Source organism: Magnetospira thiophila (assembly GCF_054657015.1).
Window position 1 is genome coordinate 1,170,073 of the sequence record NZ_BAAHXF010000002.1, and the last position, 25,013, is coordinate 1,195,085.

Sequence of the window (25,013 nt, forward strand, 5' to 3'; positions counted from 1 at the left end):
CGGAATGAGGGATCTGTGCGGCTGCGGCGCCCCTGTTTCCCTTGGCACCATGGGAAAAGGGAGCCGAAAACCCTCTGGGCCTGCGGCTCCCCTGATCCCTGGACTTACTCCGCCGCCGGGGCCTCATCGGCGTCGGCATTGCTGTCCATGTCGTCCGGGTCGGCCATCATGGCTTCGGAAAGAATACCTGCCGACTGGCGGATGGCGGCTTCGATCTCGTCGGCCATGGCCGGATTGTCGCGCAGGAAGCCCTTGGCATTTTCGCGGCCCTGGCCGATCCGTTGATCCCCATAGGAGAACCAGGAGCCGGACTTGTCGACGATGCCTGCCTTGACGCCCAAATCCAGCAATTCGCCGGTCTTGGAAAAGCCCTCGCCATACATGATGTCAAACTCGGCCTGCTTGAACGGCGGGGCCACCTTGTTCTTCACCACCTTGACCCGGGTCGAGTTGCCGACCACTTCGTCGCGATCCTTGATCTGACCGGTGCGGCGGATTTCCAGCCGCACGGAGGCATAGAACTTCAGCGCGTTGCCGCCGGTGGTGGTTTCCGGATTGCCGAACATCACACCGATCTTCATGCGGATCTGGTTGATGAAGATGATCAGGGTGTTGGAGCGGGAAACCGAGGCGGTCAGCTTACGCAGCGCCTGACTCATCAGCCGCGCCTGTAGGCCCACATGGGTATCGCCCATCTCGCCTTCCAATTCCGCCCGCGGCACCAGCGCCGCCACGGAATCGATGACCAGCACATCCACCGCCCCGGAGCGCACCAGGGTATCGGCGATTTCCAGCGCCTGTTCCCCGGCATCGGGCTGGGAAATCAGCAAATCGTCCAGGTTGACCCCCAGCTTGCGGGCGTAGCCCGGGTCCATGGCATGTTCCGCGTCGATGAAGGCACAGGTGCCCCCGGCCTTTTGCGATTCGGCCACCACATGCAGGGCCAGGGTCGTCTTGCCCGAACTTTCCGGACCATAGATTTCGACCACCCGCCCCTTCGGCAACCCGCCGATGCCCAGCGCGATATCGAGCCCCAGGGAGCCGGTCGAAATGGATTCGATATCGACCGCGCTCTGACGCTGGCCGAGTTTCATGATGGAGCCTTTGCCGAACGCGCGCTCAATCTGAGCGACGGCGGCGTCCAATGCCTTATTTCTGTCCATGGTATCCTTATCCACCAGGCGAAGCGCGGTCTGGTTCATCTCTTCGACCCCTTATTTCATGCGGTTGAACACGATGCAAGTCATGAGGAAATGTACCGTATTTGTTCCGTTCTGTAAAGGGCCATAATTTCATTATATATCATATAGTTACCATGTTTATACCTGAAATGTTCACGGCTCATTCATGGATGTGAACAGCGACCAGTCTTTCGTCATGCGGGACGCAAACCCGGGGCCGAATCAGGCCTCGGGCTTCGCCTCCATGACCTCTTTGACCTTGGCCGCCAGTTGCTTGAGGCTGAACGGCTTGGGCAGGAAATGGATGGTCGGATCGCGACCGATTTCCTCCGGGATGGCGTCCTCGGCATATCCGGAAATCAGGATGGTCTTGACCGACGGCATCTCGTGCCGAACCAGCCGCACCAGGGTCTGACCGTCCATGCCGGGCATCACCACGTCGGAGATGATCATATCCAGGGGACGGTCCAACCGTTGGACGATTTCCAGCGCCTGCTCGCCGTCCGCCGCCTCCATCACGTCGTAGCCCTTGAGGCTCAAGGCGCGGGTGCCGAACAGGCGCACCGCCTCCTCGTCCTCGACCAGCAAAATGGTGCCGGTGCCACTCAGGTCGGCTTCCTGGGTTTCCACCAGCCGTCGCCGCAGAGGCACGCCGGAGCCCGCTACCTGTTCATTCAGGATCTGTTGTTCATCCTCGGTTTCCGGCTCGAATCGGGGCAAGAAGATGGTGAACGAGGTGCCCTCGCCCTGGGCCGAATCGACGAATATGAACCCCGAGGTCTGGCAGACGATGCCGTATACGGTGGACAGCCCCAGACCGGTCCCCTTGCCCACTTCCTTGGTGGAGAAGAAGGGCTCGAAAATGCGTCCGATATCCTCTTTGGCGATGCCGGTCCCGGTATCGCTCACCTCGACCACCACGTAAGGTCCCGCTGGCAGAGTTTCATGACCCCGATTCACCGGCTCCTGAAAATCGACGGTCTTGGTGCGGATGGTGACCAGCCCACCCCCCTGCATGGCGTCGCGGGCATTGACCACCAGATTGACCACCACCTGATCGAACTGCCCGGGATCGACCCGCACCAGGGCCGGATTGGGGCAAGGGGCCAGATTCAACTCGATGGTCTCGCCGAGCAGACGGCGCAGCATCTTCGACAGTTCCGACAAGGCATCATTGATGTTCATCAGCCGCGGTTGCAAGGTTTGCCGACGGGAAAAGGCCAGCAGTTGCCGCACCAAATCGGTGGCCCGGTTGGCGTTCTGCTTGATCTGCATGATATCCTTGAACGACGGATCGCCCGGCCCATGACGGGTCAGCAACAGATCACAGAAACCGATCATGGCGGTCAGCAGATTGTTGAAATCATGGGCCACGCCCCCGGCCAACTGCCCGACGGCCTGCATTTTCTGCGATTGATTGAACTGTTGTTCCAGCACCTTTTGCTCGGTGGTGTCGATGAAATGCAGCACCGCGCCAATGGGTTCGCCCTCCACGTCGACCATCTGGCTGGCATAGACCGAAGCCGAGACTTCGCGTTCGTTGACCCCTGGCATGCGGACCTCGAAATGCGCCGCCTTCTGAGTGCCCATCACCAGCTTCGACAACTGGGCCGCCATGTCGCCTTGATCCTCGCGGGAGATACGGTCGGAGAGCGGCCAGCCCACCACCGCCTCCCGATGCCGCCCGATCAGCCGTTGATAGGCCCTGTTGCAGTCAAGCACCTGTCCCGAATGATCAATCAAAACGATGCCGACCGGCGCATCCAGGAACAACCACCGCTGCCCTTCGCGCAGATGACGCAGGGCGAAACCGGCTTCTTCTTCCTCGCTGGTATCGAGCATCCGGGACTGTCCCGAGGCCCTGGGCACCAGATCCCGCAGCGCCACCGAGCGGCTGTAGACGAAATTCCCGTCCTCGGATTCGCGGCTCGACTGATGCAGATAGATGGAAAAGCGATCCCCCGTGGCGCTTTGCAACAGGACTTCGCCGTGCTGCCCCTCGCCCTGCTCTCCGTCATAGCTGCGCTGTTCCTCTGGCGCTTCCGGGATATAGCTGGCCAACCCGGCGGGGTCTTCCAGCAAACTGCGCACCGGCCGCCCCAACCAATCGGCCATGGTCGAATTGACATAACGGAAACGTCCATCGTCGCCGATGGCGAACACCCCCACTGGCAGATTGTCCAACAGATCCCGCCGCAGGGCCCGCGCGCCGCTATCCTCGGTGTCCAGTTCCACCGGCGGGGCGGGTTTCTCGCGCAGCGGGGCCACCCGCCACAGGGCGTAGCCCACCTGCCCTCCCTCCTGCGGCAACGGCGTGACCGAGAGTCGCCGTCCCTCGACGGTGCCCCCGGGACCTCGCACCCGCATTTCGGCTTCTCCCGGATGACCGTTCCCGGCCCGTTCGTGAAGACGGCGGAAGGCCGCCAGGGACGTCGGATCGGCGGCCAGTCGCTCGGCCACCGTATCAATCGGCATTTCCGTCGGTGCCGCCTCATCGGCGCGGCTGGACGGAAACAGTTGTTCGAATGCCAGATTGGCATGCAGGATCACACCGTCAGGATCGACCAGTCCCCAGCCCTCCCGCTCGGCCTCCGCCGCCGCCAACAACAATTCCCCCGGAGAGGGATGGCCGGTGGAGGGGGAGTCCTCACCGAAAATCAAGACCAGCAATCGAAACAACACGCCCAGCGCCAATACCCCGGGAATGGCCGCCGCCAGCCAGGCATTGCGATCCGTGACCGCATATCCGGCCCGCACCAGGAGTTCGGAGGGATAGAGCAGGACGACGGTGGCGAGCAGCCCCAAAAGGACGAATCCCAGGGTCCAGGGCCACAGGGACACGGTCTTGCGCCGACCGGGCGATTCCGGGGCCTCGTCCAGCCAGGGATGGGCCTTGGGCTGTTCTCCGACGGGGCCTTCCGGGGCCCTGTTTCCCTCCTGGCGGACCAAATTCACGCTACTCATCCTCCCGCCGGGGCCGCCGTCGCGGCGTGCCCCCCTTTCATGCGCATCACATAGCCGATCACCTCGGCCACCGCTTTGTAATGTTCCGGTGGAACCTCCGCGTCAAGCTCGACCGTCGCATAAAGGGCCTGCGCCAGCGGTGCATTCTCAACAATCGGGACCTCGTGTTCCTCGGCCAGATCGCGGATACGCAGGGCCACCTCGTCGATGCCCTTGGCGACCACGATGGGAGCGGCCATTTCCTCCATCTTGTAGCTCATGGCGACAGCGTAATGGGTCGGGTTGGTGATGACCACATCGGCCTGCGGCACCGCCGCCATCATGCGCTCGCGCGCCCGTTGCATGCGCAGGCTGCGGATCTTTGATTTGACCTTGGGGTCGCCTTCGGTCTGTTTGTGCTCGTCCTTGACCTCCTGAAGGCTCATACGCAGGCCTTTGAAGAAGGTATAACGCTGGAAAATATAGTCCAGCACGGCGATGACCGAGGTCACGATCACCGTCGCCCCGAGCATGGTCAGGGCCAGATCCTCCAGCCGCAACATCAACTCCTGGAAGGACAGGGCCGGAATGATTTCCATGTCCATCAGGATGGGAGTCACGACGATGGTCGTCACGAAGGTGACAATGACCATCTTGAGAATGCCCTTGAGCAGTTCGACCACCGCCTTGACGGAAAACAGGCGCTTGAACCCGGCAATGGGGGAAATATTGTTGAGCTTGGGCATGATTTTCTTCGGGGCCCACATCAGCCCCGTTTGCCCCAGATTGACCGCCAGGGCCACCAGCACCAGAATCAGGAACATCGGCCAGACCGCGCCGACCACCTCCTGGGCAGATAGAACCATGATCAAATAGAGCTGCTGGAAATCGGTCGGAATCTTGTCCGGGGCCTCGATGAATTTGCGCAGCACCTCCCGCAAATTGACGAACATGGCGGGGGCGACGGTCATCAAAAGCAGCGTACCCGCAGCCAGAATGCCCCAGCTTTTCACTTCCTGGGAGGTCGCCGACTGCCCCTCTTCTCGGGCCCGACTCAGTTTTCTGTCTGTCGGTTCTTCTGTTTTGTCAGAGTCGTCTTCAGCCATTACGGGTTCCCTGCTGGATACGCACCAAAAGACAAGGTGCGGCCCCTAAGAATAGCATGTTCACGGTTCGAGGAATGCAGAGAAGGCATCCTGAAATTCCGGCAAAAAAACCAGCATGATTCCAGGCAATACAATCATCATCAGGGCGATGGAGCCCAAAAGCTGGAGCGGCATGGCGACAAAAAACACCGGCAACGCCGGCATCAAGCGGGTCATCAGGCCCAATCCCAGGTTATAGGTGATACTCAGCATCAGATAGGGTCCGGCCATGCGCACCCCGAGCAGAAACGCTTCGGCCACGCGGGCGGTCACGATATTGGCCATATCGGCGACCGACGGCATGACCCCCGGCAAAAACAGGGTATAGCTCTCGACAATGGAAATCAGCATCAGGTGATGCAGGTCGGTGACAAAAATCAGCGCCAAAGCCACGGTGGTCAGAAAACTGGTGACGATGGCCCCCTGTTCGGCTGAAATCGGATCCATGGTAAAGGCATTGGCCATGGCCGAGGTCAAGGAGACGATGGTGCCCGCCGTCTGCAACGCCCCGAGGATGATGCGCGCGATCATCCCGATGAACACTCCGGCCAGCATCTCAATGAAGATCAGGCGGAAAATTTCAGCCGGATGACTGGGCAACGGCGGCAGCAGGTCCGCCACCGCGGTCACCACGACCAGCGAGATGGCCAGGGTCAACAGCACCCGCACCTGAACCGGGACATAGAGGGCGCTGAACCCCGGCAGAATCATGATCGTGCCGCCGACCCGTGCCGCCACCAGAAAGAAATGAAAGATGTTGTAGGACAGCAGAACGTCGAGCATACGGGTCCGGCGCTCCGATCGGCAGTGGGTCTACAGGGCAATGATCATATCGAAAATATGCTGACCGAACTCAATCATGGTGGTCATCATGAAGGGCAGGAAAACCACCAGGGCTCCGAAAATCACCACGATTTTCGGCACGAACGTCAGGGTCATTTCCTGCAACGAGGTCAGCGCCTGAAACAGGGCGATAATCAGGCCGATGCCCATGCCCGCCATCATGATCGGCAACGCCAACTTGAAAATGACATACATGGATTCGCGACCCATTTCCAAGACGGTAATCTGTGTCACGAGCGGAACTCCATGGGATTTCGCCCCACCCTTACATGGGTGTGCGCAAAATTTCCTTATAGGCTTCAACCATCTTGTCGCGCACCGTGACCACGGTCTTCAGGGTCACTTCGGCCTCGGCCACCGCCGTCACGACCTGATTGACATCGGCCTTGCCGAAGGCGGCGGCGACGGAAAGCTGCTCGGTCTGTTTGCTCTCCTGCACGGCCTCGCGGATGGCGCTCTTGACCAGCGATGCGAACTCATCGGGCCCTTCGCCCTGGATACCGGGATTGCCGCCCGGCGTGGCGTTGCGAATGGCCCGTGCCCGGTCGCCATAGGCGGCGATGGCATTTGTCATGGCAGTGGGATCAACAGGCATCGGAACCTCCTTACCGCCGATAGGAAAGTCTATCGGAGAATATCCAACGTATTGTTCAACATGCGGCGCGACGATTTGATGACATTCAGGTTCGCGTCATAGGACCGTTGGGCCTCCCGCATATCCATCATCTCGATCAGGGTATTGATATTGGGCACCTTGACATAACCGTTTTCATCGGCCGCCGGATGCTGGGGATCGAATTTCATTTGCAGTTCGGACTTGTCCTCGCGAATGCGGTCCACCTGCACCATATGGGCGCCAAGATCCCGATCCAGTTCGTTCTTGAACGTCACCAGCTTGCGGCGATAAGGCTCCTGCCCCGGCTGGGTGCCCAGGGAATTCACGTTGGCGACATTTTCGGACACCACGCGCAAGCGGGTGCCCTGGGCCTTCATGCCCGCCGCCGAGATCTGCATTGATTTGAGGAGGTCATCCGCCATTTCGGGTCGATCCTTGTTGCCTTGTCATCCCACTCAGTTGCCCTTGCCCGCCGCCATCTTGACCATTTCCAGATGCTTGCGATAGAGCTGCGACGACAGCTTCTGCGAAATATCGTTCTGTCCCATCCGCATCAACTGCTCTTCCAGCAACACGGCGTTGCCGTCGGGCGAGGTTTCGTAGGTCTGCCGTTCCTCCTGAGCCCGATAGGTCCCTTGGCCCAGGGTGCCCTGCATATGCTGCGGATTGGTCTGTTGCACCGGCGTGATCTGCAACTTATTGCGCACCATGTCCTCGAATTCCATGGGCTTGAGGTCCTTGGGACGGTATTCCGGCGTATCCGCATTGGCAATGTTCTGCGACAACACGGCCTGCCGGTGCGCCGTCCATTTCATGCGCTCCTTCAATGCCTTGAACGTCGTAATACCATTAAGGCCCAGATTCAGGTCGGCCATGGGGAATCCTCGCAGGGTTACTCTTCCACGCTCCAGTATGCCCGAAACGCCCTTAAAGAACAATGAATCTCTTTCCGGGAAGGAAACGACCACACTTAAGACTCGTTTAATGCCCGTCGGATAACATACGGGGCTGGAATGACATAGGGGCAGAGATTCTGGAATGCGCGATGACTGACCCACGCGATCCCGACGCCCCGCGACCTGTTCCGGTCGCGGTGGCGCTGAAGAACGAGCGTTGGAACGATCGACCGCCGAAGGTGATCGCCAGTGGTCGGGGAGCCGTGGCCGAACAGATCCTGGAAATTGCCTTTGCCGAGGGCGTCAAGGTGCGCGAGGACCCCGACCTGGTGCAGCTTCTGGCGCTGGTCGATGTGGACAGCGAGATTCCGCTGGAGGCTTTTGCCGCGGTAGCCGAGATTCTGGCCTATGTTTATCGAGCCAACGCTGAGTCTCCGCCGCTGACCGGGGCCCGCCCGGCGCCGTCCCCGCCGCTGACCGGGGAGCCGAGCGAATCATGAGCGAGATGGAACAGGCGCTTGACGCCGTGAAGACCCTGCTAGAAGCTGTGCGGCGTGAGATCATGGATGGACGACGGGTCGATCTGGCGTCGCTGGAGGGCAAAATCGTCGAAGCTTGCCGCCGCCTCGGCGAGGGAGACCGAGACGAAGCCCGGGCCTTGCGCGCGGACGTCGAGTTCATCATTGCCGAATTGGACCGGCTGGAAGTTCTGCTGCGCGAGCAGATCGAAGGGAAACGGAACGCGTGACGATCGAAGACTACATTCAATTCGGGGCCGCCCTCGTTTTCGTGCTCGGACTGGTCGGCCTGCTGGCCTTGATCGGCCGCCGGTTCGGCATGGGCAATCGGATGCCCAACCGGGGTGCCGTGCGCCGCAAGCGCCTTTCCCTGGTCGAGGTCATGCCGGTCGATGCCCGGCGGCGTCTGGTCCTGGTGCGCCGGGACGACCGGGAACATCTGATCCTGCTCGGCCATGGCACGGGGGCCGACTTGCTGGTCGAACGCAACATCCCCGTTCCAGGGAGTGTTGCCGCGCCAACGGACAAACCACAGCCGACGACCAGCAAGGAACTGCCTGCCGGTCCGCGCAAGGAGCCCACCCTATGACCCGGTTTCGCTGGCTGGCGCTGACCCTGACCACGGTGCTGATGGCGCTGCTCGTGACCCAGCACCCGGCGCTGGCGCAATCGTTCAATTTCGACCTGGGCACCGGCGGCGGCAGTTCGACCAATCGGATCATTCAGTTGCTGGTGGCGGTGACGGCCATCAGCGTCGCTCCCTCGGCCCTGCTGATGGTCACCTCCTTCACCCGGATCGTCATCGTGCTGTCGCTGGTCAAGGTGGCCATGGGCACCCAGCAGACTCCGCCGGCCCAGGTACTGGCGGCGCTGGCCCTGTTCCTGACCATGTTCATCATGGCCCCGACCTTCGAAAAATCCTGGAACGACGGCATTGAGCCGCTGATCAACGAGGAAATGGACGAAATCGAGGCCCTGGAACGGGCGGCGGAGCCGTTCCGCGTGTTCATGCTGGCCCAGACCCGCGAAGCGGACCTCGCCCTCTTCATGGACATGGCGCGGTTGGGCGAGGATGAAGTGCGCACCAAGCCGCCCTATCGCATCCTCATTCCGGCCTTCATGATCAGCGAAATCCGACGCGCCTTCGAAATCGGATTTCTGCTGTTCCTGCCGTTCCTGATCATCGACATGGTGGTGGCCTCGGTGCTGATGGCCATGGGCATGATGATGCTGCCGCCGATTATCGTCGCCTTGCCGTTCAAGATTATCTTTTTCGTGCTGGTGGATGGATGGCAACTGCTGGTCGGCAGTCTGGTCCGCGGCTACGGCATCGAATAGCCGGGTTAAGCCTTAACCATCAATTCGCTGATGTAAGGTGGTAGTTGCAGGCTGCCCCAGTGAATGCCCGGCGTGTAATAACGGGTGACGATCCCCGAAGCTTCGAACCTTTCGGCCAGAATATCCACCGTCTGGTGGCGCAAAGCCGGGTCATCGGTGGCCCAGGCCAGGGTCATCATGCCGCCCACGTAGGTCGGCACCGGGGTCTGAAAGAACCACACATCCTCGAAAATCGGGGCCAGACGGCGGTAGGTCACTCCTACTTCCTGGGGCTGGAAGAAAGGCACGCCGTTCTGGGTCGCCAGAATACCGCCCGGCTTCAGGCAGCGTTGGCAATCGCGGTAAAAGGCCTGGCTGAACAACACTTCCCCCGGCCCCACCGGATCGGTGGAATCGACGATGATGACATCAAATCGGCGGTCCGTCTTGGCAACGTAGTCCAGGCCGTCGGCAATGACCAGATCACAGCGCGGATCGTCAAACGCCCCCTCGCTGACCGAGGGCATGTAGGTGACGCAGAGATCGACCACAGCCCGGTCGATTTCCACCACCGTCGCCCGCACACCCGGATGGCGCAGCACCTCTTTCAGCGTGCCGCCATCACCGCCACCGATAATCAGCACGTCGGCCACAGCCCCATGGGCAAGGATCGGCAGATGGGCGATCATCTCGTGATAGAAAAAATTGTCCGCCTCGGTGACCTGGATAACATCGTCGAGCGCCAACACCCGACCGTGGGTCCGGCTCTCGAAAATCACCAGATGCTGGATCTCGTTCTTTTCCTCGAAAAGGATCTCTTTGACGTCAAAAGTCTGGGAATAGCCGTCGTGAAGTTTCTCGGAAAAACGAATCACCTCACCACGCCCCGGCGCTCTTCTTTAACCAGAATTTCGCTGGGACGGAAGGCGGCTTCGAGCACCGGAATAGAATCATGCGGATCGCAATCGCCGCACATGAAGATATCCAGCGCGGCGAATCCCCGCTCGGGCCAAGTGTGAATGCTGATATGGGACTCCGCCAGCACCAGCACTCCGGAAATGCCGCCATTGGGCGTGAAATGGTGCAGATGACAATGCAGAATCGTCGCTCCGGCGGCCCGCGCCGCATCGCACAAAGCCCGTTCGGTCAGGGCGAGATTATCGAGGTTCTCGGCCCCCCAAAGATCGACCAGCAAATGCATGCCGGCGAACTTCTCTCCGTCGATCTCGATGAAGTAGTCCTTATCGTTCTCGAAGCTGCCGGACGAATGGTCCTCGGACAGGCAATCCGGGTGATCTTTCGCCTCGTCCACCGAGTCCATCCCCCAATCGGTCAGGGCGTCAAAGGACATATTTTCCCTCCAAATCAGCAGATGAAAGGCGCGTTTTCTACGGCCTAGCCGATAGGAAGGCAAGTTAAATTGCGGCCTCTGTGACAAAAAAATTTCACTTCAAAATATTATACTTATAATTCAGATGGTTATCGCATAAATAAAATGAGAGGGATTTGAAGAACCTAATTGATCTGGCTCAGTCCGCCCTGCTTCAGGCGTTCCTTGTAGGAGGCCATGAAGGCCTGGAATTTCTGACCCTCGGACACCTTGTCGGCGATGGTCCGGTAATCCACCAGTCCTTCCGGATCGGGAGAGGTAATCAGGCTGAAGGCGTCGCGCAGGGGCGTGGCATCCATGGCTTCGGAGTAGTTCTCGCGGAGCCGCTCCAGAGCCCGCTCATTGCCCCCCAGATTGAGCGAGACGGCCAGATTGAGCACTGTCCGGGCAATGCCCTCGGGCAGGCTTTGCGGGCGTCCCTTGATCCCCTGGGCCACCAGCACCTCTTGCAGGGATTTGGCCACCGAGGACCAGCGGTGCTGTTCCCAGTGAATGCCCGCCCGCAACAACGACGCATCCATGGACTTATCGTCGACCAGCAGGTTCAGCGCCTCTTCGGTCTTGCCCTGGTCGGATAAGGCGCGCGCCCGCAGATGCAGGCGCTGGGTGACCAATTCAGGCGGAATGTTGGACATACCACTTTTGTTCAGGGACTCCAGAGCCTTGTCCGGCTTCTTGTCGATCAGGTAGACCAACGCCAGACGCGCTCCGACACGGGCTTTTTCCTCGTCCTTGAGGCGATAGGTCACCTGATTTTCCAACAGCTCCGCCGCCCGGTCCAAAAGATCCACCGCAGCCAGTCGATCGGCCAGCCGTCGGATCATTTCATCCCCCTTGGCCCCGGCCGGAGTCAGTTCCTTGAACTCCTCGAACAGGGCGATGGCCGCCACCGGCTGCATGGCGTCAGCCTTGTCTTCCATGTACAGGGATTCAAAAGCCGCCGCCATTTCCGCGCTCACCGCTGCCGTCTGCGGATTGTTGGGGAAATTGGTGACCAACTGTCGCAGAGTCCGCAAGCCGTTGCGATAATCGTCCACCCCCATATAGAGCTGGCCAAGGCGGCGCAGAAGATTGAACTCGTAGGAATCACCACGCCAGGCAAAGCGCAGCTTCTCCAGTTCATCAATGGCCTCCTGCGGCGTGATCTTTTCGGTCTTGAGCAACAGTTCCGCCCGGTCGAAGGCGGCATAGGCCCGGACCTTGCGCATTCCTCCGGCCTCGGCGGCCTCCCACAGGCCGATGGCCTTGTCATAGCTGCCGGACATTTCCATCAACTTGCCTTCCAGCAAATCAATCTGGGACTTGACCTCCGGCGAGGGGTCCTCGGTCTTCAACAGGTTGAGGAAGCGCTGGGCCTGCTCTGGACGTCCGGCCAGAATGCCGCCTTCCGCCGCCAACAGGCCGAGGCGCATACGCAACCGTTTGGGATAGGGGCGCAACACGCCGCCCAGCTTCGGCAGGTTGGTCACCGCCTCGTCGGGCAGGCCCTGGGCCACATGCAGGGCACCGCGCCAGAACAGGGCCTCGTCATTCTCATCGAGACTGGGATCGTCCAAGTCCCGCGCCGCGTCGTCGTAATGGGCCATCAACAGATGGCCGCCGCCGCGCAACAACCGCATTTCCGGCGCATTGGCCTGTTCCGGTTCATCCTGGGCCAGCAGGGAGACCACTGCCAGGGCTTCCGCGCCATAACCCTGCGAGAGATAGAAACGGGCCAGATTGAGCCGCGCTTCCCGACGCGGTTCAGAGGCACGGGTTTCGGCCACCTTGGTAAACAGGTCCGCGCGCACCCGGTTGAACTCTTCCGGCCCCCCGCGCCAGGGACTGAAATCGAACATGCGCACCAGCGGGCGAGAAGATTCGAGCTTCATGGAGGCCTGCATCTTCTCATCGACACTGGACAGGCGCAGGGTGCTGGCCGCCGTCAGTTCCACCCCCTGACGCAGGGGACGGACCCGCAAATCGTCGATCCAGGGCTTGACCACCACCCCCTGGGCCGTCGGCAGCAGGGAGACTTGCGGATAATTCACCTGCCGGGGCATGCCGTAATCCAGCGGGATCACCGGCACGACGATGATGTTGTCCCCCACCGCCGGGTCCAAGACGGCCAGGGCAATCCCCGGCTCGGGAACCGGCAGGAACAAGCGCGCGCCCGCCGCCGAATTGGGTTCGGCGCGGACGTCGATGGGGATTTTCGGCTCCAGGGGCTGCGCGCCCAGATCGACCAGCCAGGCCAGGCCATCCCGGCGCAAAGACGGGTTGACGCCCGGCGCGGTCAGGATGCGCAATACCAATCCGCTGTCATGGGGGACCTGCTCCAAATCAAGGATCTTGCCCTGGCCCATTTCCCGCAACAGCGGAAGATCGGCCCCCTGCGGACGGTCGAAGGCAACCCAAACCATCCCGGCGCGGCGGAACACCGCCGCCGCCACCGGCTCATTCCATTCGAAGCGCAAGGTGGCCATTCCGGGCAACGGACCCGCTCCCTGCCCAGCCGGCATATCGGCGGCCATTGACCCGGATTGGGCGTCAGCAGAGGTCTCGGCCGTCGGGGGAGTCACCAGATCCGTCGGCACCAGGGGGGTCGGCTGATTGGCCTCCGCCGTCTGATCCGGAGTCATTTCCGCCGTTGGCGCAGGCGTTGCTTCAACAACCGGTGCCGCTTCCGGCGCGGGCGGCGCAGCGGCGGCTTCTTGTTGCGGCGCAGCGGCGGCTTCTTGTTGCGGCGCGGCGGTCGGGGTCTCCGTGGCCGGGGTCTCGGCGGCAGGCTGGGCCGCCACTTCCGGTTCCGGAGCCGGTTTCTGTTCGGGCGGGGTCAGCGGTGGCAGTCCGGGGGCGATGTCGAGCACCACCTTCGGTCCGGCCAGGAAATGCTTGATCCCCACATTGGGCACCAGGGTCAGGGTGACCTGCGACTGCTCCTTCTCGGTGCTGCCGCTGACGCTCTTCACATGACGCGGCAGGTCGCGGCGCAGCCCCGCCAGATCAAAGTCTGCCGGGCTGGCGAAGGAAAGAGTCACCTTGTCCCCGTCGCCGGAGACCTTGTAATCCACGGCGCGCGGCCAGTCGAACACCACGCGGCTGAACTCCTTGTGCTCACCCCCGCGCACACCAATCGGCGGCGCCTGTGTGGCGACCTTGGCCGGGGCGTCGGGTGTCGCTGCCTCCTCCGTTGAGTCGAGCAGATCGACAACCACGGAACTGCCGATATAGAAGGAGCGCAGGGAAGGCGTCCCTTTGAGGTCGAAACGGACATTCATGCCGTCGTCGCTCGGGGTGGCCCGGCGCAGGTATTTGTTCAGCGTCCGCACCACGGGACGAAAATCCACCCGCACCGGCTGGCCGAATTGCAGGAACAGGCTGCCCCCCTCGATATTGGCCTGATAGGGGATCGGCAATTCGGCGGTCAGCACCATGCGTCCATAGCCCGGATGCATGGCCGCCTTCAGGGTCACTTCCTGGGCCTGGGCGGACGGCAGGGCGATCCACAGACACAGCAGCGACAACAGCCAAGGAAGGAGACGAAAGGGCATCAATTCTCTCCCACATTGGGCATGATGACGATATCCACCCGACGGGCCAGAGAGCGCCGTTGCGCCTCCGGCAGGGGCGGCAAAAGATTATAGCGCGACGAGGCAAACCCCTGGGCCGGGATATTTTCCGGATATCCGGCTCGGCGCAGGGCATTGGCCACGGCCACGGCGCGGCCCATGGACAGCTCCCAGTTGGAGGTATAGGGGCCTCCTTCAGGTGGCACCGGGTCCGAATGCCCCTGGACCGTCACCTGATTGTTGATATTGCGCAGCACGCCGCCCAACTCGAACAGCGCCGCCTGGGCCTTCTCCGACAGCAAGGCGCTGCTGGGGCCGAACAGCAGGTCACCGGGCAGCGAGACCACCAGCCGGTCGGACAGCGACAGCAGGCGGCTGCTGGCCAGCACCTTGTCCTGTACCATCTTTTGCTCCAGCACGGCCGACAGATAATCCAGATCAATGGCCCGCTCCCGCAGCACCATGCGGATGTTATAGCTGGATGTGGGCTTGATGGTCACTTCCTCGCGGGTCGGGTTGAGCGACTGGCTGAGAGTATCAATCATTTCCTTCCATTTATCCACCTGCACGCTGGACATGGAAAACAGCATGACGAAAAAGGTCAGCATCAAGGACACCAGGTCGGTGAAGGTCACCAGCCAGGCCTGAGAATTTTCCGGGGCCTTGTGCGGCGGGGCCCATTCGTCCACCGGGGCGCGATAGCTCATGGTCCGCCCTCCGTGCCAGCGGTGGCCGACGGATCGGCATCGCGGACCATCTGATCCTCGTCAAAGCGCACCTGCGCCTCGTGGCGTCCCCGCACGTAAAACCAGATGACGATTTGGTCGTTGTCGCCCGGTTGCAGCCCCACCGACAGGCTATCCGGCGGCACCCCGCGACTGAGCATGGCCCGGGCGAATTCGCCGGCCCGCCGCATTTGCAGGGTCTGGCCGATGGGCAGCGACGTGCCGTCGGTATATGGACTCCCGATCAGGAAATCCATGTCGAAGCGCAAAGCCTCCGGTCGCCCGCTGATCGACGAAACCAGACGATCCAGCAAGGCCCCCTGAGCCGGGCGGATCTTTGCTTCATCGGGCAAAAACAGCTCCTCGGCGGCCAGGGACAGGCGCATGGATTCACCGGGCTGCACGATTTCCACCTTCACCGCCTTGATATAAGTGGTAAAAACGCCCTCGATTTCGCCCTGGAACTCCTCGGCCCCGATCACATAACCGGTCTTCGAGGTCAAATCCTGCAAGTCCATGTCCGGCGGCAGGATGGAGGAAAATGTGGAGGTGAGGCTGTCCATCACGGCCTTCGACTTCACATCCTCGACGGTGGAAATACTGACCAGAATGATAAAAAACGCCAGCACCAGCAAATATAGCCCCAGGAACAAGGCAATACTGCCCTGCCCGCCCCCCTTGGCGCTCATTGCCCGCATCACGTCGAAATTATCTAAGTCCTGCACCGGCCGTCTCGCCTCATCTTCAGGGTCAAGACACGGACAAATTCCGCGCCCGGTTTCCATTTTCCCCCGAAAACCTTAAAATTCTCCAATCACGCTGGCCATTTTTCCGCGCAGGGTTTCGGCGTTGAACGGCTTGACGATGTAATTGGAAACGCCCGCCTGCTTGGCGGTCACGACGTTTTCCGTTTTGCTCTCGGCGGTGACCATGATGAAGGGAATTTGCCTCAGCTTCGCATCGGCCCGCACCTCGCGCAGCAGTTGCAAGCCGCTCATGGGCTCCATGTTCCAGTCCGAAATGATCAGGCCGCAATCCTGATTCTTGTGCAGGTATTGCAGGGCCTGAGACCCGTCCATGGCCTCGGCGACATTCTTGAACCCGAGTTGCAAAAGGAGATTGCGGAGAATGCGGAGCATGGTCTTGTAGTCATCGACCACCAGCACCTTCATATCCTTGTCGACGGACATCAATCACCCCAACCTCTTGTTTGTCGGACAGGCCCCCGGCCCGTCACAACCCCATGTCCGTTGATAGTCCACCTCGAACCCGAAACGCAAGACGAAAGCCCCTGAAAAAAAAGGGGTTCAGCCGCCAATTTCAGCCCCGGTGCGGGGCAATTGCCGCAACCGGTAGAGTTCCTCGGTCACTTCCTTGGCCTTCAGGGGGGTCATCTTGGCCATGATCCCGGCCAGTTTGCGCTCCGACATGCGCTCGGCGACCAGCAGCAAGGTGTCCAGATCCAACTGCTCGAAAATCTTCGCCGCATCCTTCGGCTTCATGTTCTCGTAGATCTTCACCAGGCTGATCAGCTTCTCATCCTGCTGACCGTCGTATTTCTTGATCAGTCCCTCAATGGTCGCCTTGAGGGTCTGCAACTGCTCGACCTTGGTGTCGATTTTGGTCTCGGCGGCGCGCATCATGGCTTCGCGCTGATCCAGTTCGGTCTCGCGGCCATCCAACTGGTCGCGGCGTTCCGCCAATTGCTGCAACAGATCAATTTCGGTTTGGGTGAACAGGGTCGGATCATCGGCCAGGGACGGACGGCGACGGCGGATTTCCTGCATCGCGTCGGCGCTGCGCATGGCCTCTTCGTCCTGAACCGCCGGATCGACCGGCGTTCCTTCGGTGTCGGTCTGTGGGTCCGCCGCATCGGTCATCGCCGGATCGGCGGCCGGGGGTTGGCCCTGCTGTTCCTGGGCCTCGGCCCCACTGACCGCCAGCGGACTGCTGGGCAGGCCCTTGACGTCATCCACGATATCACCGACCCGGACGGTCAACATCAGGGCGGCGGCGAAAATGGTCAGAGGCAACAGCCTCAAGCGGGGGAATTTATTGTTTTCGGCCATACCATTCACCTAATACGCTACTTGACCGATTGCAAGGCCTTGAGCAGCTCCAACTCGGCATCCGAGCGGGCCGGACTCTCGTCTTCCGACGGCTCCTCCTCCATCAGGCCTTCGGCCAACAGACTCTCCTCAAGCCGCCCCCCCTTGTTCGGCTTGCCGCGGGCCGCCTTGCCCTTGACCCGCCCCGCGCGCTTGGCGGCGGGCGGTTCCACATCCTCATCCTCGTCCCCCTCCGCTTCCGACGGGGTCTCCATCGGCATCTCCTTGCGGGTCGAACGGACCGTGGACTCGAGCTTGTCGGCCACCGTATCGCCGCGGTCGATGAGGAACATGAGGTCTTCCTTCAGCCCCTCGGCCTTGACGATCCGGCTATCCATCATAGCACCAAGTTCGTCCGCCGTCGCCTTCAGTCTCCGCACCCCCTCGTCGGCCCGCACGGTGGCGCTGGCGAATTCGGTCGCCAGACGCTCCAGTTCGTCGCGGTCCTGGCGCAGCACGGCCAGCCGACGATTGAGCACCACCGCATAGCCGATGGTCAGCGCCAGCAGCACCGCAACAAGCACATCGAGAAACAGCGATAACGTCACGGCTAGTGTTTCTCCTTTCGCATGCGGCCATCAATGCGGATGGCGATATGGTCGCCCTTGCGCCCCATGCGGCCACGATACAGCGGAATCTCTCCGCAATGAAGCGATACCGGAGAGTTGGGGGTGGCGTTGAGCATAATGCGGGAGCCGACGCGCAGGTCGAACACCTCGCTCAGACGCATGGTCTGGGTATCGAGCACCGCCTCCAGATCCAGATCGGTCATCCACAGTTCTTCCGCCAAGTGGGTTTCCCAGATGGAATCCCGACCGAACTTTTCACCCAGGAACATCTGCAACAGCAATTCGCGGACCGGTTCCAGGGTGGCGTAGGGAATGAGCAGTTCCAGGCGTCCGCCGCGATCCTCCATGTCGATGCGCAGCTTGGCGACGATGGCGGCGTTGGACGGACGGGAAATGGTGGCGAAGCGCGGGTTGGTCTCCAGGCGGTCGAAGCGGAACGTCACCGGACTCAACGGTTCGAAGGCGGCGGACAGGTCGCCCAGCATCACATGGATCATCCGTTCGACCAGGTTGCGTTCGATGGTCGTGTAGGGACGTCCCTCGATGCGCATGGCCGCCGTGCCCCGGCGTCCGCCGAGCAGAACATCGACGATGGAATAGATGAGCGAGGAATCAACGGTGATCAGGCCGTAGTTATCCCATTCCTCGGCCTTGAACACCGACAGCATGGCGGGCAGCGGAATGGAATTCAGATAATCGCCGAAACGCAGCGAAACGATGTTATCCAGCGACACCTCGACGTTGTCGGAAGTAAAATTACGCAACGAGGTGGACATCATGCGCACCAGACGGTCGAACACCACTTCCAACATGGGCAGGCGTTCGTAGGACACCAGGGCACTGTTGAGAATGGCCTGAATGCCCGACTTTTCACCCATGTCCTCATGGTCTTCATCGAAGCCCAAAAGACTGTCGATTTCGTCCTGATTGAGCACACGGGTGGATTCCGCCCCCGGACCGGCGGCGGCTTCTTCCTCGCCCCCGCCAATCATGGCCTCCCATTCGGCAGCCAGACCGTCGTCTTCGTCGCCACCGCCCGCGGCGCCGTCATCGGCCAGAGCGGCATCCCACTCCGAGGCTAAATCGTCGTCGGCCGGACTAGTCATGGGACAGGGCCTTTCGTACGGGTTTCATGGCACAACTCAATTCTAACATTTTTCACGCCCTATTGGATCAACATCTCCTTGAACAGGACATCCTTGACCTTGATCGGGGCCACCGCCGCATTGACGCGGGTCAACAGTTCCTCTTCCAGGCGGTACATCCCCGCCGAGCCCTGCAAGTCATCCATTCGCAGTTCGCGCAGATAAACCTGGAAACTGTCCACCACGCGCGGCATGACGCCTTCGATCTGCGTCTGTTCGGCCAGGGTCGCCAGTTCCAGACTGATGCGCATCTTGAGATATACCGGACGACGCCCCCCGGCGCTCAGATTCACCAGCAGTTCAGGCAGATCGTAAAACACCGCCTGCTCCACTTGCGGTCCGGCACCCTCGGCTCCGTCGGCTCCCGCCTCCCCTTCAGCGGACTCCTCGCCGGTCACCATGGCAATCACCGGGTCCAGAAGCCCCAGAAAATAAGCCGCAGCCCCGCCCCCGAAAATCAGCAACAGGGGAATGGCAATGATGATGAGCATCTTCTTGCTGCCACCACCGCCACCGCCGCCGCCTTCTTCTTCGGCATCGGCTTCGTCTTCGAGATCGTCGTCGGCCATATTCCGTCTTCCATTCTTTTTTGCGTCGCGGCGCCCCCTCAAGAGCAACCCGCACTCTAGACTAAAGCCGGTGCGTTAATAACAGGTTAAATGCAAACCGATGCTTTGTTTCATATATTCAATATGTTATGGAAGGTTTTTGCGCCGTGCGTCGGCCTAGGCCAGGGGGAATGGTCCAGCGGTATTTTTTGTCACAGGGACAGCTCGCGGACCGACCCTACGGAGAGAAGCAGCCCTTCGGGCTTCCGGCCTTGCCCATAAAAAAACCCTCCCGGCAAGCCGGAAGGGTAAAGATAAACCTGAGGTTCAGGTCCGGTTGGGAACACCTAGGGGCGAGACACGATCCCCAAGTGATGAGACATTATAACGTTACTTTATTTGCCATGGCAAGGCCGAATTCAATAAATTTTGCCCTTCGACGATTCATGTGGAATGCCCCGCTCCCAATAAGCGAAAATTCTACCTCCACTTAGCGTAGAGAAGCTGCCATAGCCCGGTCTCGGCTGGCCGGAGGAATCAGCGGCGCGTTAGAGCGGGATGAATTTAGGTTGGTCCATATCCGGCGTTTCTGACGAGGTTGGCGCATTCCTGCGGCGGGAAGGCATCGAGTAGCCTTCCGATGGCCTCGCAGAGCGCATCGACGGTGCGCGCGGCCTCCTTGCGCAGCAGATGCTTGAGTTTGGCAAAGACCTGCTCGATGGGGTTCAGGTCGGGGGAGTATTTCGGCAGGAAGAACAGCTTGGCACCCGCGCCTCGGATGAGGCGGCGGATGGCTTCGCCCTTGTGGCTGCCGAGATTGTCCATGACCACGATATCGCCGGGCTTGAGGGTGGGGATGAGCACCTTCTCGACATAGACCCGGAAGCGTTCGCCATTGATCGGCCCGTCGAGAACCCAGGGCGCCTCAATGCGGTCGTGGCGGAGCGCGGCGAGGAAGGTCATGGTTTTCCAGTGGCCATACGGCACCTTGGCGTCGAGCCTTTGGCCGACCGGCGCCCATCCCCGGAGCGGCGCCATGTTGGTCTTGGTCCAGGTTTCGTCGATGAAGACTAGGCGATCAATGGCCACCCGGTCCTGATACGCCTTCCACTGTTCACGCTTACGCGCCACGTCGGGCCGATCCTGTTCCCTGGGAAGGACGCTTTTTTTTGAAACTCAGTTTTTCGGCATGCACGAATTCCCAGACGCTGCGGTAGTCGACCATCACCTTGCGCTCGGCCAGTTCCGCCACCAACCCACGCAACGTGAAGTCCTTCTCCTTGCACCGCTGGATAAGCCAATCACGGTGTTCTCCTCGGATTGTCTTCGGCCGGTTCCCTCCCATCTTGTCGGGCGCAACACTGCCCGTCTCGCGGAAACGGGTCACCCAGCGGATGACCGAACTGACACCAACGGCAAACCGCGCCGCGGCCTGGTGCCGAGAGAGGCCGCCTTCCTCAACGGCGGCGACCACACGCTCGCGGAGATCGTTCGAATAGGGTTTCGTCATCCATACTGGCCTCCTTTTCCAGCCAGTATGTTGAATCAGAATTGCGAGACTTTGGGAATCCCCTTTCGATTCACTCCGGCTTCATCCCGCTCTAGGACCCCATTCGGCATCCGTCAGCTCACTCGGCGAGCGAAGTCGGTTGCGGTCATAGGAGCCGCGATTTTCCGTTGCCCACATCCATCTTGTCCCCCATTCTCTGACAAGACCCTTGAATCACATCCGACTCATCCGATTCAACGTCTCTTTGGACGGACAGAAACACTTTGGTCGTCAATTAATGCACTGTCACCGTAACCAATGCAGGCTTGGCGGTAATCCTCATTGCGGCGAAGGTACTCAAACCAGAAATAGTAAACGCTCTTGTTCCAGCGAACGCCCGTCTTCGTCTGTCTAATGCGCGATGGTTCGTTACGCCAGTCGCCGCGCCCAAAGAGCGGGTGCTTGAAGAGGAATTTTCTGATCATCTTTTTTTCATTTTACCAGTGATCAAAAACTTTCTGCTGTTCTTCCTTCATAAACGCATTCTCGTCATTAACGGTTCGCCCTAGTGATTTTGCCTTAGTAAAGAAACCTTTTCCGCAAACATTATCTTTTTCACTCATCACTAGAGAGCTAAGAAATGGCGTGCCCTCACTGTGATCTAAGTCGACAACATCCCCAAGCACTTTCTTTAACGTAACAAATGCGGTCAATCCCCACTTTACACCGAACTCAGCAGCTACTTTTTTATACGTAGTTACTTGGTCAGACTTTGCATTTCTGATCAGAACCTCTCTAACAGAAAGTGCCGTCATATTTCCCGCCCCACCACGTGCAATTTGCTCGTCCGCTATAGCCTCTGCAAGCCAGTGCGCCTCGTATCGGTCAGCATTCTCCGCCAGCGTCTTCAATTCCGTATTTGATAGATGCGGGATTTTGTTCAACAGGCTTGGGTCTGACTGCCCATAGTCCTTTTGTGGCATCACGCTCACTCCTCCAAAACGAGAAATCGATCAACTCACTTTGGAGGTACAATACATTTTAGATCAAGTGCTTTCGCGTCAAACCACCTCAACGGCCTGCCGCAGCATCTCGTCGTTGACGTCGATATAGCGCTGGGTGGTGCTCAGGTGCTTGTGTCCAGCCAGCGTCATAATCACCTTCGCAGAAACGCCGTTGTGGGCGAGCTTGGTGATGAACGAACGGCGTCCGCTATGGCTGCTGGCTCCGTCAATCCCTGCCTTTTTGTACAGTTCACCGAACAACTGGCAGAGCGTATTGGTTTACGGTGACAGTGCACGAAATTTTTGCTCTGCGGGTTACCCTGTCCTTCGCCTGTGAGCCCCAAAATTTTATCCCCCGGCATCCAGGGTCAGACCCTTGCCGTCGGCGGAGACGCGCACCGTCTGGCCGTCCAGCACCCGTCCTTCCAGGATCATCCCGGCCAGGGCGTTTTGCAGGTTTTTCTGCATCACCCGCTTCAGAGGACGCGCCCCATAGGCCGGGTCGTAGCCCGCATCGGCCAACCAGTCGCGGGCTGCGGTGTCCAGTTCGAGGGTGATCTTACGATCTTCCAGCAGCTTGCGCAGGCGCGCCAACTGGATATCGACGATACCGCCCATATGCTCGCGGAACAGCCGATGGAACAGGATCACCTCGTCCAGGCGGTTGAGGAATTCCGGGCGGAAAGCCTGCCGTACCCGCTCCATGACCAGCGGACGAATCTCGTCGGAATCGTGCCCTTCCTCCTGCTCGGCCAGAATGTCGGCCCCCAGGTTGGAGGTCAGGATGATCAAGGTGTTGCGGAAGTCCACCGTGCGGCCCTGGCCGTCGGTCAGACGCCCGTCGTCAAGCACCTGTAGCAGCACGTTGAACACGTCCGGATGGGCCTTCTCCACCTCGTCGAACAGCACCACCTGATAGGGACGGCGGCGCACCGCCTCGGTCAACATGCCGCCCTCGTCGTGACCCACATAGCCTGGCGGGGCGCCGATCAGCCGCGCCACGGCGTGCTTTTCCATATATTCGGACATGTCGATGCGGACCATTGCCTGCTCGTCGTCGAACAGGAACCCGGCCAGCGCCTTGGTCAGTTCGGTCTTGCCGACACCGGTCGGCCCGAGGAACAGGAACGAGCCAATGGGACGATTGCTGTCCTGCAATCCGGCCCGCGCCCGGCGCACCGCATCGGAGACGGCGACCAGGGCTTCGTGCTGGCCGATCACCCGACGGCCCAGGGCGTCTTCCATGGACAACAGCTTTTCCCGTTCGCCTTGCAGCATCTTGTCCACCGGAATGCCGGTCCAGCGGGATACCACGGCGGCGATGTGGGAATCCCCCACCGCCTCCTGCACCATGCGCGAGGTGCCCTGTTCCTCGGCCTCGGCAAGACGGCGCTCAAGCTCGGGAATGAGGCTGTATTGCAGTTCCGAGGCCTGTTCCAACTGGCCTTCGCGCATGGCCCGTTCGGCGGCGATGCGCGCCTGATCGAGCTTTTCCTTCAGCTTGGTGGCTTCGGCCAACTGCCCCTTTTCCGAGCGCCAGCGTTCGGTCAACTCCCCGGTGCGGGCCTCCAGTTGGGTCAGTTCACTTTCCAGACGTTGCAGCCGGTCGCGGGACGCCTTGTCCGGCTCTTTTTTCAAGGCCTCGCGCTCGATCTTCATCTGGATAATGCGGCGGTCCAGTTCATCCACCTCTTCGGGCTTGGAATCCACCTCCATGCGCACCCGGGACGCCGCTTCGTCCATCAAGTCGATGGCCTTGTCGGGCAAAAAACGGTCGGCGATGTAACGGTGCGACAAGGTCGCCGCCGCCACCAGGGCACTATCGGCGATCCGCACTCCGTGATGCATCTCGTACTTTTCCTTGATGCCGCGCAGGATGGAAATGGTATCCTCCACCGACGGCTCGGCGACGAACACCGGCTGGAACCGGCGCGCCAGGGCGGCGTCTTTTTCCACATGCTTGCGGTATTCGTTCAGAGTTGTTGCGCCAACACAGTGCAGTTCGCCCCGGGCCAGGGCTGGCTTGAGCAGGTTGGAGGCATCCATGGAGCCTTCCGCCGCGCCCGCCCCGACCAGGGTATGCATCTCGTCGATGAACAAAATGATCTCGCCCGCCGCTGCCTGAACTTCCGTCAGCACCGCCTTCAGGCGCTCTTCGAACTCGCCGCGGAACTTGGCCCCGGCCACCAGGGCTCCCAGATCCAACACCAACAGCCGCTTGGTGAGCAGCGCCTCGGGCACATCGCCGCTGACGATGCGCTGGGCCAGTCCCTCGACCACGGCGGTCTTGCCGACGCCGGGCTCGCCGATCAGCACCGGGTTGTTCTTGGTGCGCCGGGACAGCACCTGCACGGTGCGGCGGATTTCCTCGTCGCGACCGATCACCGGATCAATGCGTCCCTCTTCGGCGGCGCTGGTCAGGTCGCGGGCGTATTTCTTCAAGGCGTCGTAGTTGTCCTCGGCGGTGGCCGAACTGGCGGTGCGCCCCTTGCGCATGTCCTCCACCGCGCGGTTGAGGGCCTGCGGCGTGACACGGGCCTTTTTTAGTACCTCGTTGGCCGGGGTATCGAAGGTCAGGGTCATGGCCTGCAACAGTCGTTCGGCGGTGATGAATTCATCGCCCGCCTTGTCGGCCATCTGCCGCGCCTGATCGAACAGCCGCGCCGTGTCATTGTTCACATACATCTGACCGGCCCCGGCCCCTTCGACCTTGGGCAGCTTGGCCAGTTCGGCAGCGCATTCCTTGCGGGCCACCTTGGCATCGCCTCCGGCGGCTGCAATCAAGGTGGCGGCGAGGCCTTCCTTGTCGTCCAGGAAGACACTGAGAATATGCAGCGGTGTGAGTTGCTGATGGTGGTTGCGGGCCGCCAACGCCTGAGCGTTTTGCAGGAAGCCGCGCACCCGCTCGGTGAGCTTGTCGTAGTCCATGGGCCTGATCCTTCGTTCGACGAATGGTCGCACCTCTACAGGAGCCGATGCAACCATCCTCGTGATTTGGCACGTTCTTATACAGATATGTCATGAA

Annotated in this window: 25 protein-coding genes and 1 pseudogene; 4 read left to right on the top strand and 22 right to left on the bottom strand. The window is 60.6% G+C overall.

All coding sequences use genetic code 11. From position 1 onward, the window contains the following. Positions 1 to 104: 104 nt before the first annotated feature. The 8 genes from recA to flgB all read right to left on the bottom strand — a co-directional run bounded on the left by recA (position 105) and on the right by flgB (position 7,603). Positions 105 to 1,202, bottom strand: coding sequence for a recombinase RecA (gene recA / locus ACYQ1P_RS15305; protein WP_460021209.1), 1,098 nt, complete (start codon positions 1,200 to 1,202; stop codon positions 105 to 107). 201 nt (positions 1,203 to 1,403) lie between these two features. Next, on the bottom strand, positions 1,404 to 4,136 hold the full coding sequence (locus tag ACYQ1P_RS15310; RefSeq protein ID WP_460021210.1) for a hybrid sensor histidine kinase/response regulator: 2,733 nt from the start codon (positions 4,134 to 4,136) through the stop codon (positions 1,404 to 1,406). 5 nt (positions 4,137 to 4,141) lie between these two features. Then, the gene (flhB, locus tag ACYQ1P_RS15315; protein ID WP_460021211.1) at positions 4,142 to 5,230 is read right to left on the bottom strand and encodes a flagellar biosynthesis protein FlhB; all 1,089 of its coding nucleotides are present in this window, start codon (positions 5,228 to 5,230) and stop codon (positions 4,142 to 4,144) included. A gap of 60 nt (positions 5,231 to 5,290) precedes the next feature. After that, positions 5,291 to 6,052, bottom strand: coding sequence for a flagellar biosynthetic protein FliR (locus tag ACYQ1P_RS15320; RefSeq protein WP_460021212.1), 762 nt, complete (start codon positions 6,050 to 6,052; stop codon positions 5,291 to 5,293). Positions 6,053 to 6,082: 30 nt separating this feature from the next. After that, positions 6,083 to 6,346, bottom strand: coding sequence for a flagellar biosynthetic protein FliQ (locus ACYQ1P_RS15325; protein WP_460021213.1), 264 nt, complete (start codon positions 6,344 to 6,346; stop codon positions 6,083 to 6,085). Positions 6,347 to 6,377: 31 nt separating this feature from the next. Continuing rightward, complete coding sequence (fliE, locus tag ACYQ1P_RS15330; protein ID WP_460021214.1) at positions 6,378 to 6,707, bottom strand: flagellar hook-basal body complex protein FliE; 330 nt, start codon at positions 6,705 to 6,707, stop codon at positions 6,378 to 6,380. A gap of 29 nt (positions 6,708 to 6,736) precedes the next feature. After that, positions 6,737 to 7,150: a flagellar basal body rod protein FlgC gene (flgC, locus tag ACYQ1P_RS15335; protein WP_460021215.1), complete on the bottom strand. Its 414-nt coding sequence runs from the start codon at positions 7,148 to 7,150 to the stop codon at positions 6,737 to 6,739. Positions 7,151 to 7,183: 33 nt separating this feature from the next. Next, the gene (gene flgB / locus ACYQ1P_RS15340; RefSeq protein ID WP_460021216.1) at positions 7,184 to 7,603 is read right to left on the bottom strand and encodes a flagellar basal body rod protein FlgB; all 420 of its coding nucleotides are present in this window, start codon (positions 7,601 to 7,603) and stop codon (positions 7,184 to 7,186) included. Between the two features lie 170 nt (positions 7,604 to 7,773). Here flgB and ACYQ1P_RS15345 point away from each other — a divergent pair, with 170 nt between their 5' ends. From ACYQ1P_RS15345 to fliP, 4 genes are read left to right on the top strand one after another with little or no spacing between them, the layout of a single operon-like run. Continuing rightward, positions 7,774 to 8,124 (top strand): EscU/YscU/HrcU family type III secretion system export apparatus switch protein, encoded by a 351-nt coding sequence (locus ACYQ1P_RS15345; protein WP_460021217.1) that lies wholly within the window; start codon positions 7,774 to 7,776, stop codon positions 8,122 to 8,124. After that, complete coding sequence (locus ACYQ1P_RS15350) at positions 8,121 to 8,372, top strand: hypothetical protein (RefSeq protein ID WP_460021218.1); 252 nt, start codon at positions 8,121 to 8,123, stop codon at positions 8,370 to 8,372. Before ACYQ1P_RS15345 ends, ACYQ1P_RS15350 begins: the two co-directional genes overlap by 4 nt. After that, the gene (locus ACYQ1P_RS15355; protein WP_460021219.1) at positions 8,369 to 8,731 is read left to right on the top strand and encodes a flagellar biosynthetic protein FliO; all 363 of its coding nucleotides are present in this window, start codon (positions 8,369 to 8,371) and stop codon (positions 8,729 to 8,731) included. The genes ACYQ1P_RS15350 and ACYQ1P_RS15355 overlap by 4 nt, the downstream gene beginning before the upstream one ends. Further along, positions 8,728 to 9,480 (top strand): flagellar type III secretion system pore protein FliP, encoded by a 753-nt coding sequence (fliP, locus tag ACYQ1P_RS15360; RefSeq protein ID WP_460021220.1) that lies wholly within the window; start codon positions 8,728 to 8,730, stop codon positions 9,478 to 9,480. The genes ACYQ1P_RS15355 and fliP overlap by 4 nt, the downstream gene beginning before the upstream one ends. A 5-nt stretch (positions 9,481 to 9,485) precedes the next feature. Here fliP and speE read toward each other — a convergent pair whose 3' ends face one another. The 14 genes and pseudogenes from speE to clpB form a co-directional block, all read right to left on the bottom strand. Next, entirely contained in the window at positions 9,486 to 10,334 is an 849-nt protein-coding gene (speE, locus tag ACYQ1P_RS15365) for a polyamine aminopropyltransferase (RefSeq protein ID WP_460021221.1), read from the bottom strand. Beyond that, complete coding sequence (speD, locus tag ACYQ1P_RS15370) at positions 10,331 to 10,810, bottom strand: adenosylmethionine decarboxylase (RefSeq protein ID WP_460021222.1); 480 nt, start codon at positions 10,808 to 10,810, stop codon at positions 10,331 to 10,333. Before speD ends, speE begins: the two co-directional genes overlap by 4 nt. Before the next feature lie 164 nt (positions 10,811 to 10,974). Continuing rightward, the gene (locus ACYQ1P_RS15375) at positions 10,975 to 14,382 is read right to left on the bottom strand and encodes a tetratricopeptide repeat protein (protein WP_460021223.1); all 3,408 of its coding nucleotides are present in this window, start codon (positions 14,380 to 14,382) and stop codon (positions 10,975 to 10,977) included. Then, entirely contained in the window at positions 14,382 to 15,107 is a 726-nt protein-coding gene (locus tag ACYQ1P_RS15380) for an OmpA/MotB family protein (RefSeq protein WP_460021224.1), read from the bottom strand. The genes ACYQ1P_RS15375 and ACYQ1P_RS15380 overlap by 1 nt, the downstream gene beginning before the upstream one ends. Further along, the gene (locus ACYQ1P_RS15385) at positions 15,104 to 15,850 is read right to left on the bottom strand and encodes a hypothetical protein (RefSeq protein WP_460021225.1); all 747 of its coding nucleotides are present in this window, start codon (positions 15,848 to 15,850) and stop codon (positions 15,104 to 15,106) included. The genes ACYQ1P_RS15380 and ACYQ1P_RS15385 overlap by 4 nt, the downstream gene beginning before the upstream one ends. A gap of 75 nt (positions 15,851 to 15,925) precedes the next feature. After that, positions 15,926 to 16,315, bottom strand: coding sequence for a response regulator (locus ACYQ1P_RS15390; RefSeq protein ID WP_460021226.1), 390 nt, complete (start codon positions 16,313 to 16,315; stop codon positions 15,926 to 15,928). Between the two features lie 117 nt (positions 16,316 to 16,432). Next, positions 16,433 to 17,194, bottom strand: a complete 762-nt coding sequence (locus ACYQ1P_RS15395) for a MotE family protein (protein WP_460021227.1) — start codon at positions 17,192 to 17,194, stop codon at positions 16,433 to 16,435. Positions 17,195 to 17,211: 17 nt separating this feature from the next. Beyond that, positions 17,212 to 17,781, bottom strand: coding sequence for a DUF6468 domain-containing protein (locus ACYQ1P_RS15400; RefSeq protein ID WP_460021228.1), 570 nt, complete (start codon positions 17,779 to 17,781; stop codon positions 17,212 to 17,214). A gap of 2 nt (positions 17,782 to 17,783) precedes the next feature. Beyond that, positions 17,784 to 18,908, bottom strand: a complete 1,125-nt coding sequence (fliM, locus tag ACYQ1P_RS15405) for a flagellar motor switch protein FliM (protein ID WP_460021229.1) — start codon at positions 18,906 to 18,908, stop codon at positions 17,784 to 17,786. A 59-nt stretch (positions 18,909 to 18,967) separates the two neighbouring features. After that, complete coding sequence (locus ACYQ1P_RS15410; RefSeq protein WP_460021230.1) at positions 18,968 to 19,516, bottom strand: flagellar basal body-associated FliL family protein; 549 nt, start codon at positions 19,514 to 19,516, stop codon at positions 18,968 to 18,970. A 543-nt stretch (positions 19,517 to 20,059) separates the two neighbouring features. Next, positions 20,060 to 21,005, bottom strand: a protein-coding gene (locus ACYQ1P_RS15415) for an IS630 family transposase (protein WP_460018340.1) whose coding sequence is annotated in 2 segments (ribosomal slippage) — positions 20,060 to 20,665 and positions 20,667 to 21,005 — 945 coding nt in all. Because the reading frame shifts where the segments join, the coding sequence is not laid out codon by codon here. 476 nt (positions 21,006 to 21,481) lie between these two features. Further along, complete coding sequence (locus tag ACYQ1P_RS15420) at positions 21,482 to 21,970, bottom strand: hypothetical protein (protein ID WP_460021231.1); 489 nt, start codon at positions 21,968 to 21,970, stop codon at positions 21,482 to 21,484. A gap of 75 nt (positions 21,971 to 22,045) precedes the next feature. Beyond that, a pseudogene (locus tag ACYQ1P_RS15425) lies at positions 22,046 to 22,264 on the bottom strand (tyrosine-type recombinase/integrase); the annotation flags it as partial. A gap of 72 nt (positions 22,265 to 22,336) precedes the next feature. Next, positions 22,337 to 24,916 carry an ATP-dependent chaperone ClpB gene (gene clpB, locus ACYQ1P_RS15430; RefSeq protein WP_460021232.1) on the bottom strand — a complete coding sequence of 860 codons (2,580 nt, stop codon included), beginning with the start codon at positions 24,914 to 24,916 and terminating at the stop codon, positions 22,337 to 22,339. Positions 24,917 to 25,013: the final 97 nt, after the last annotated feature.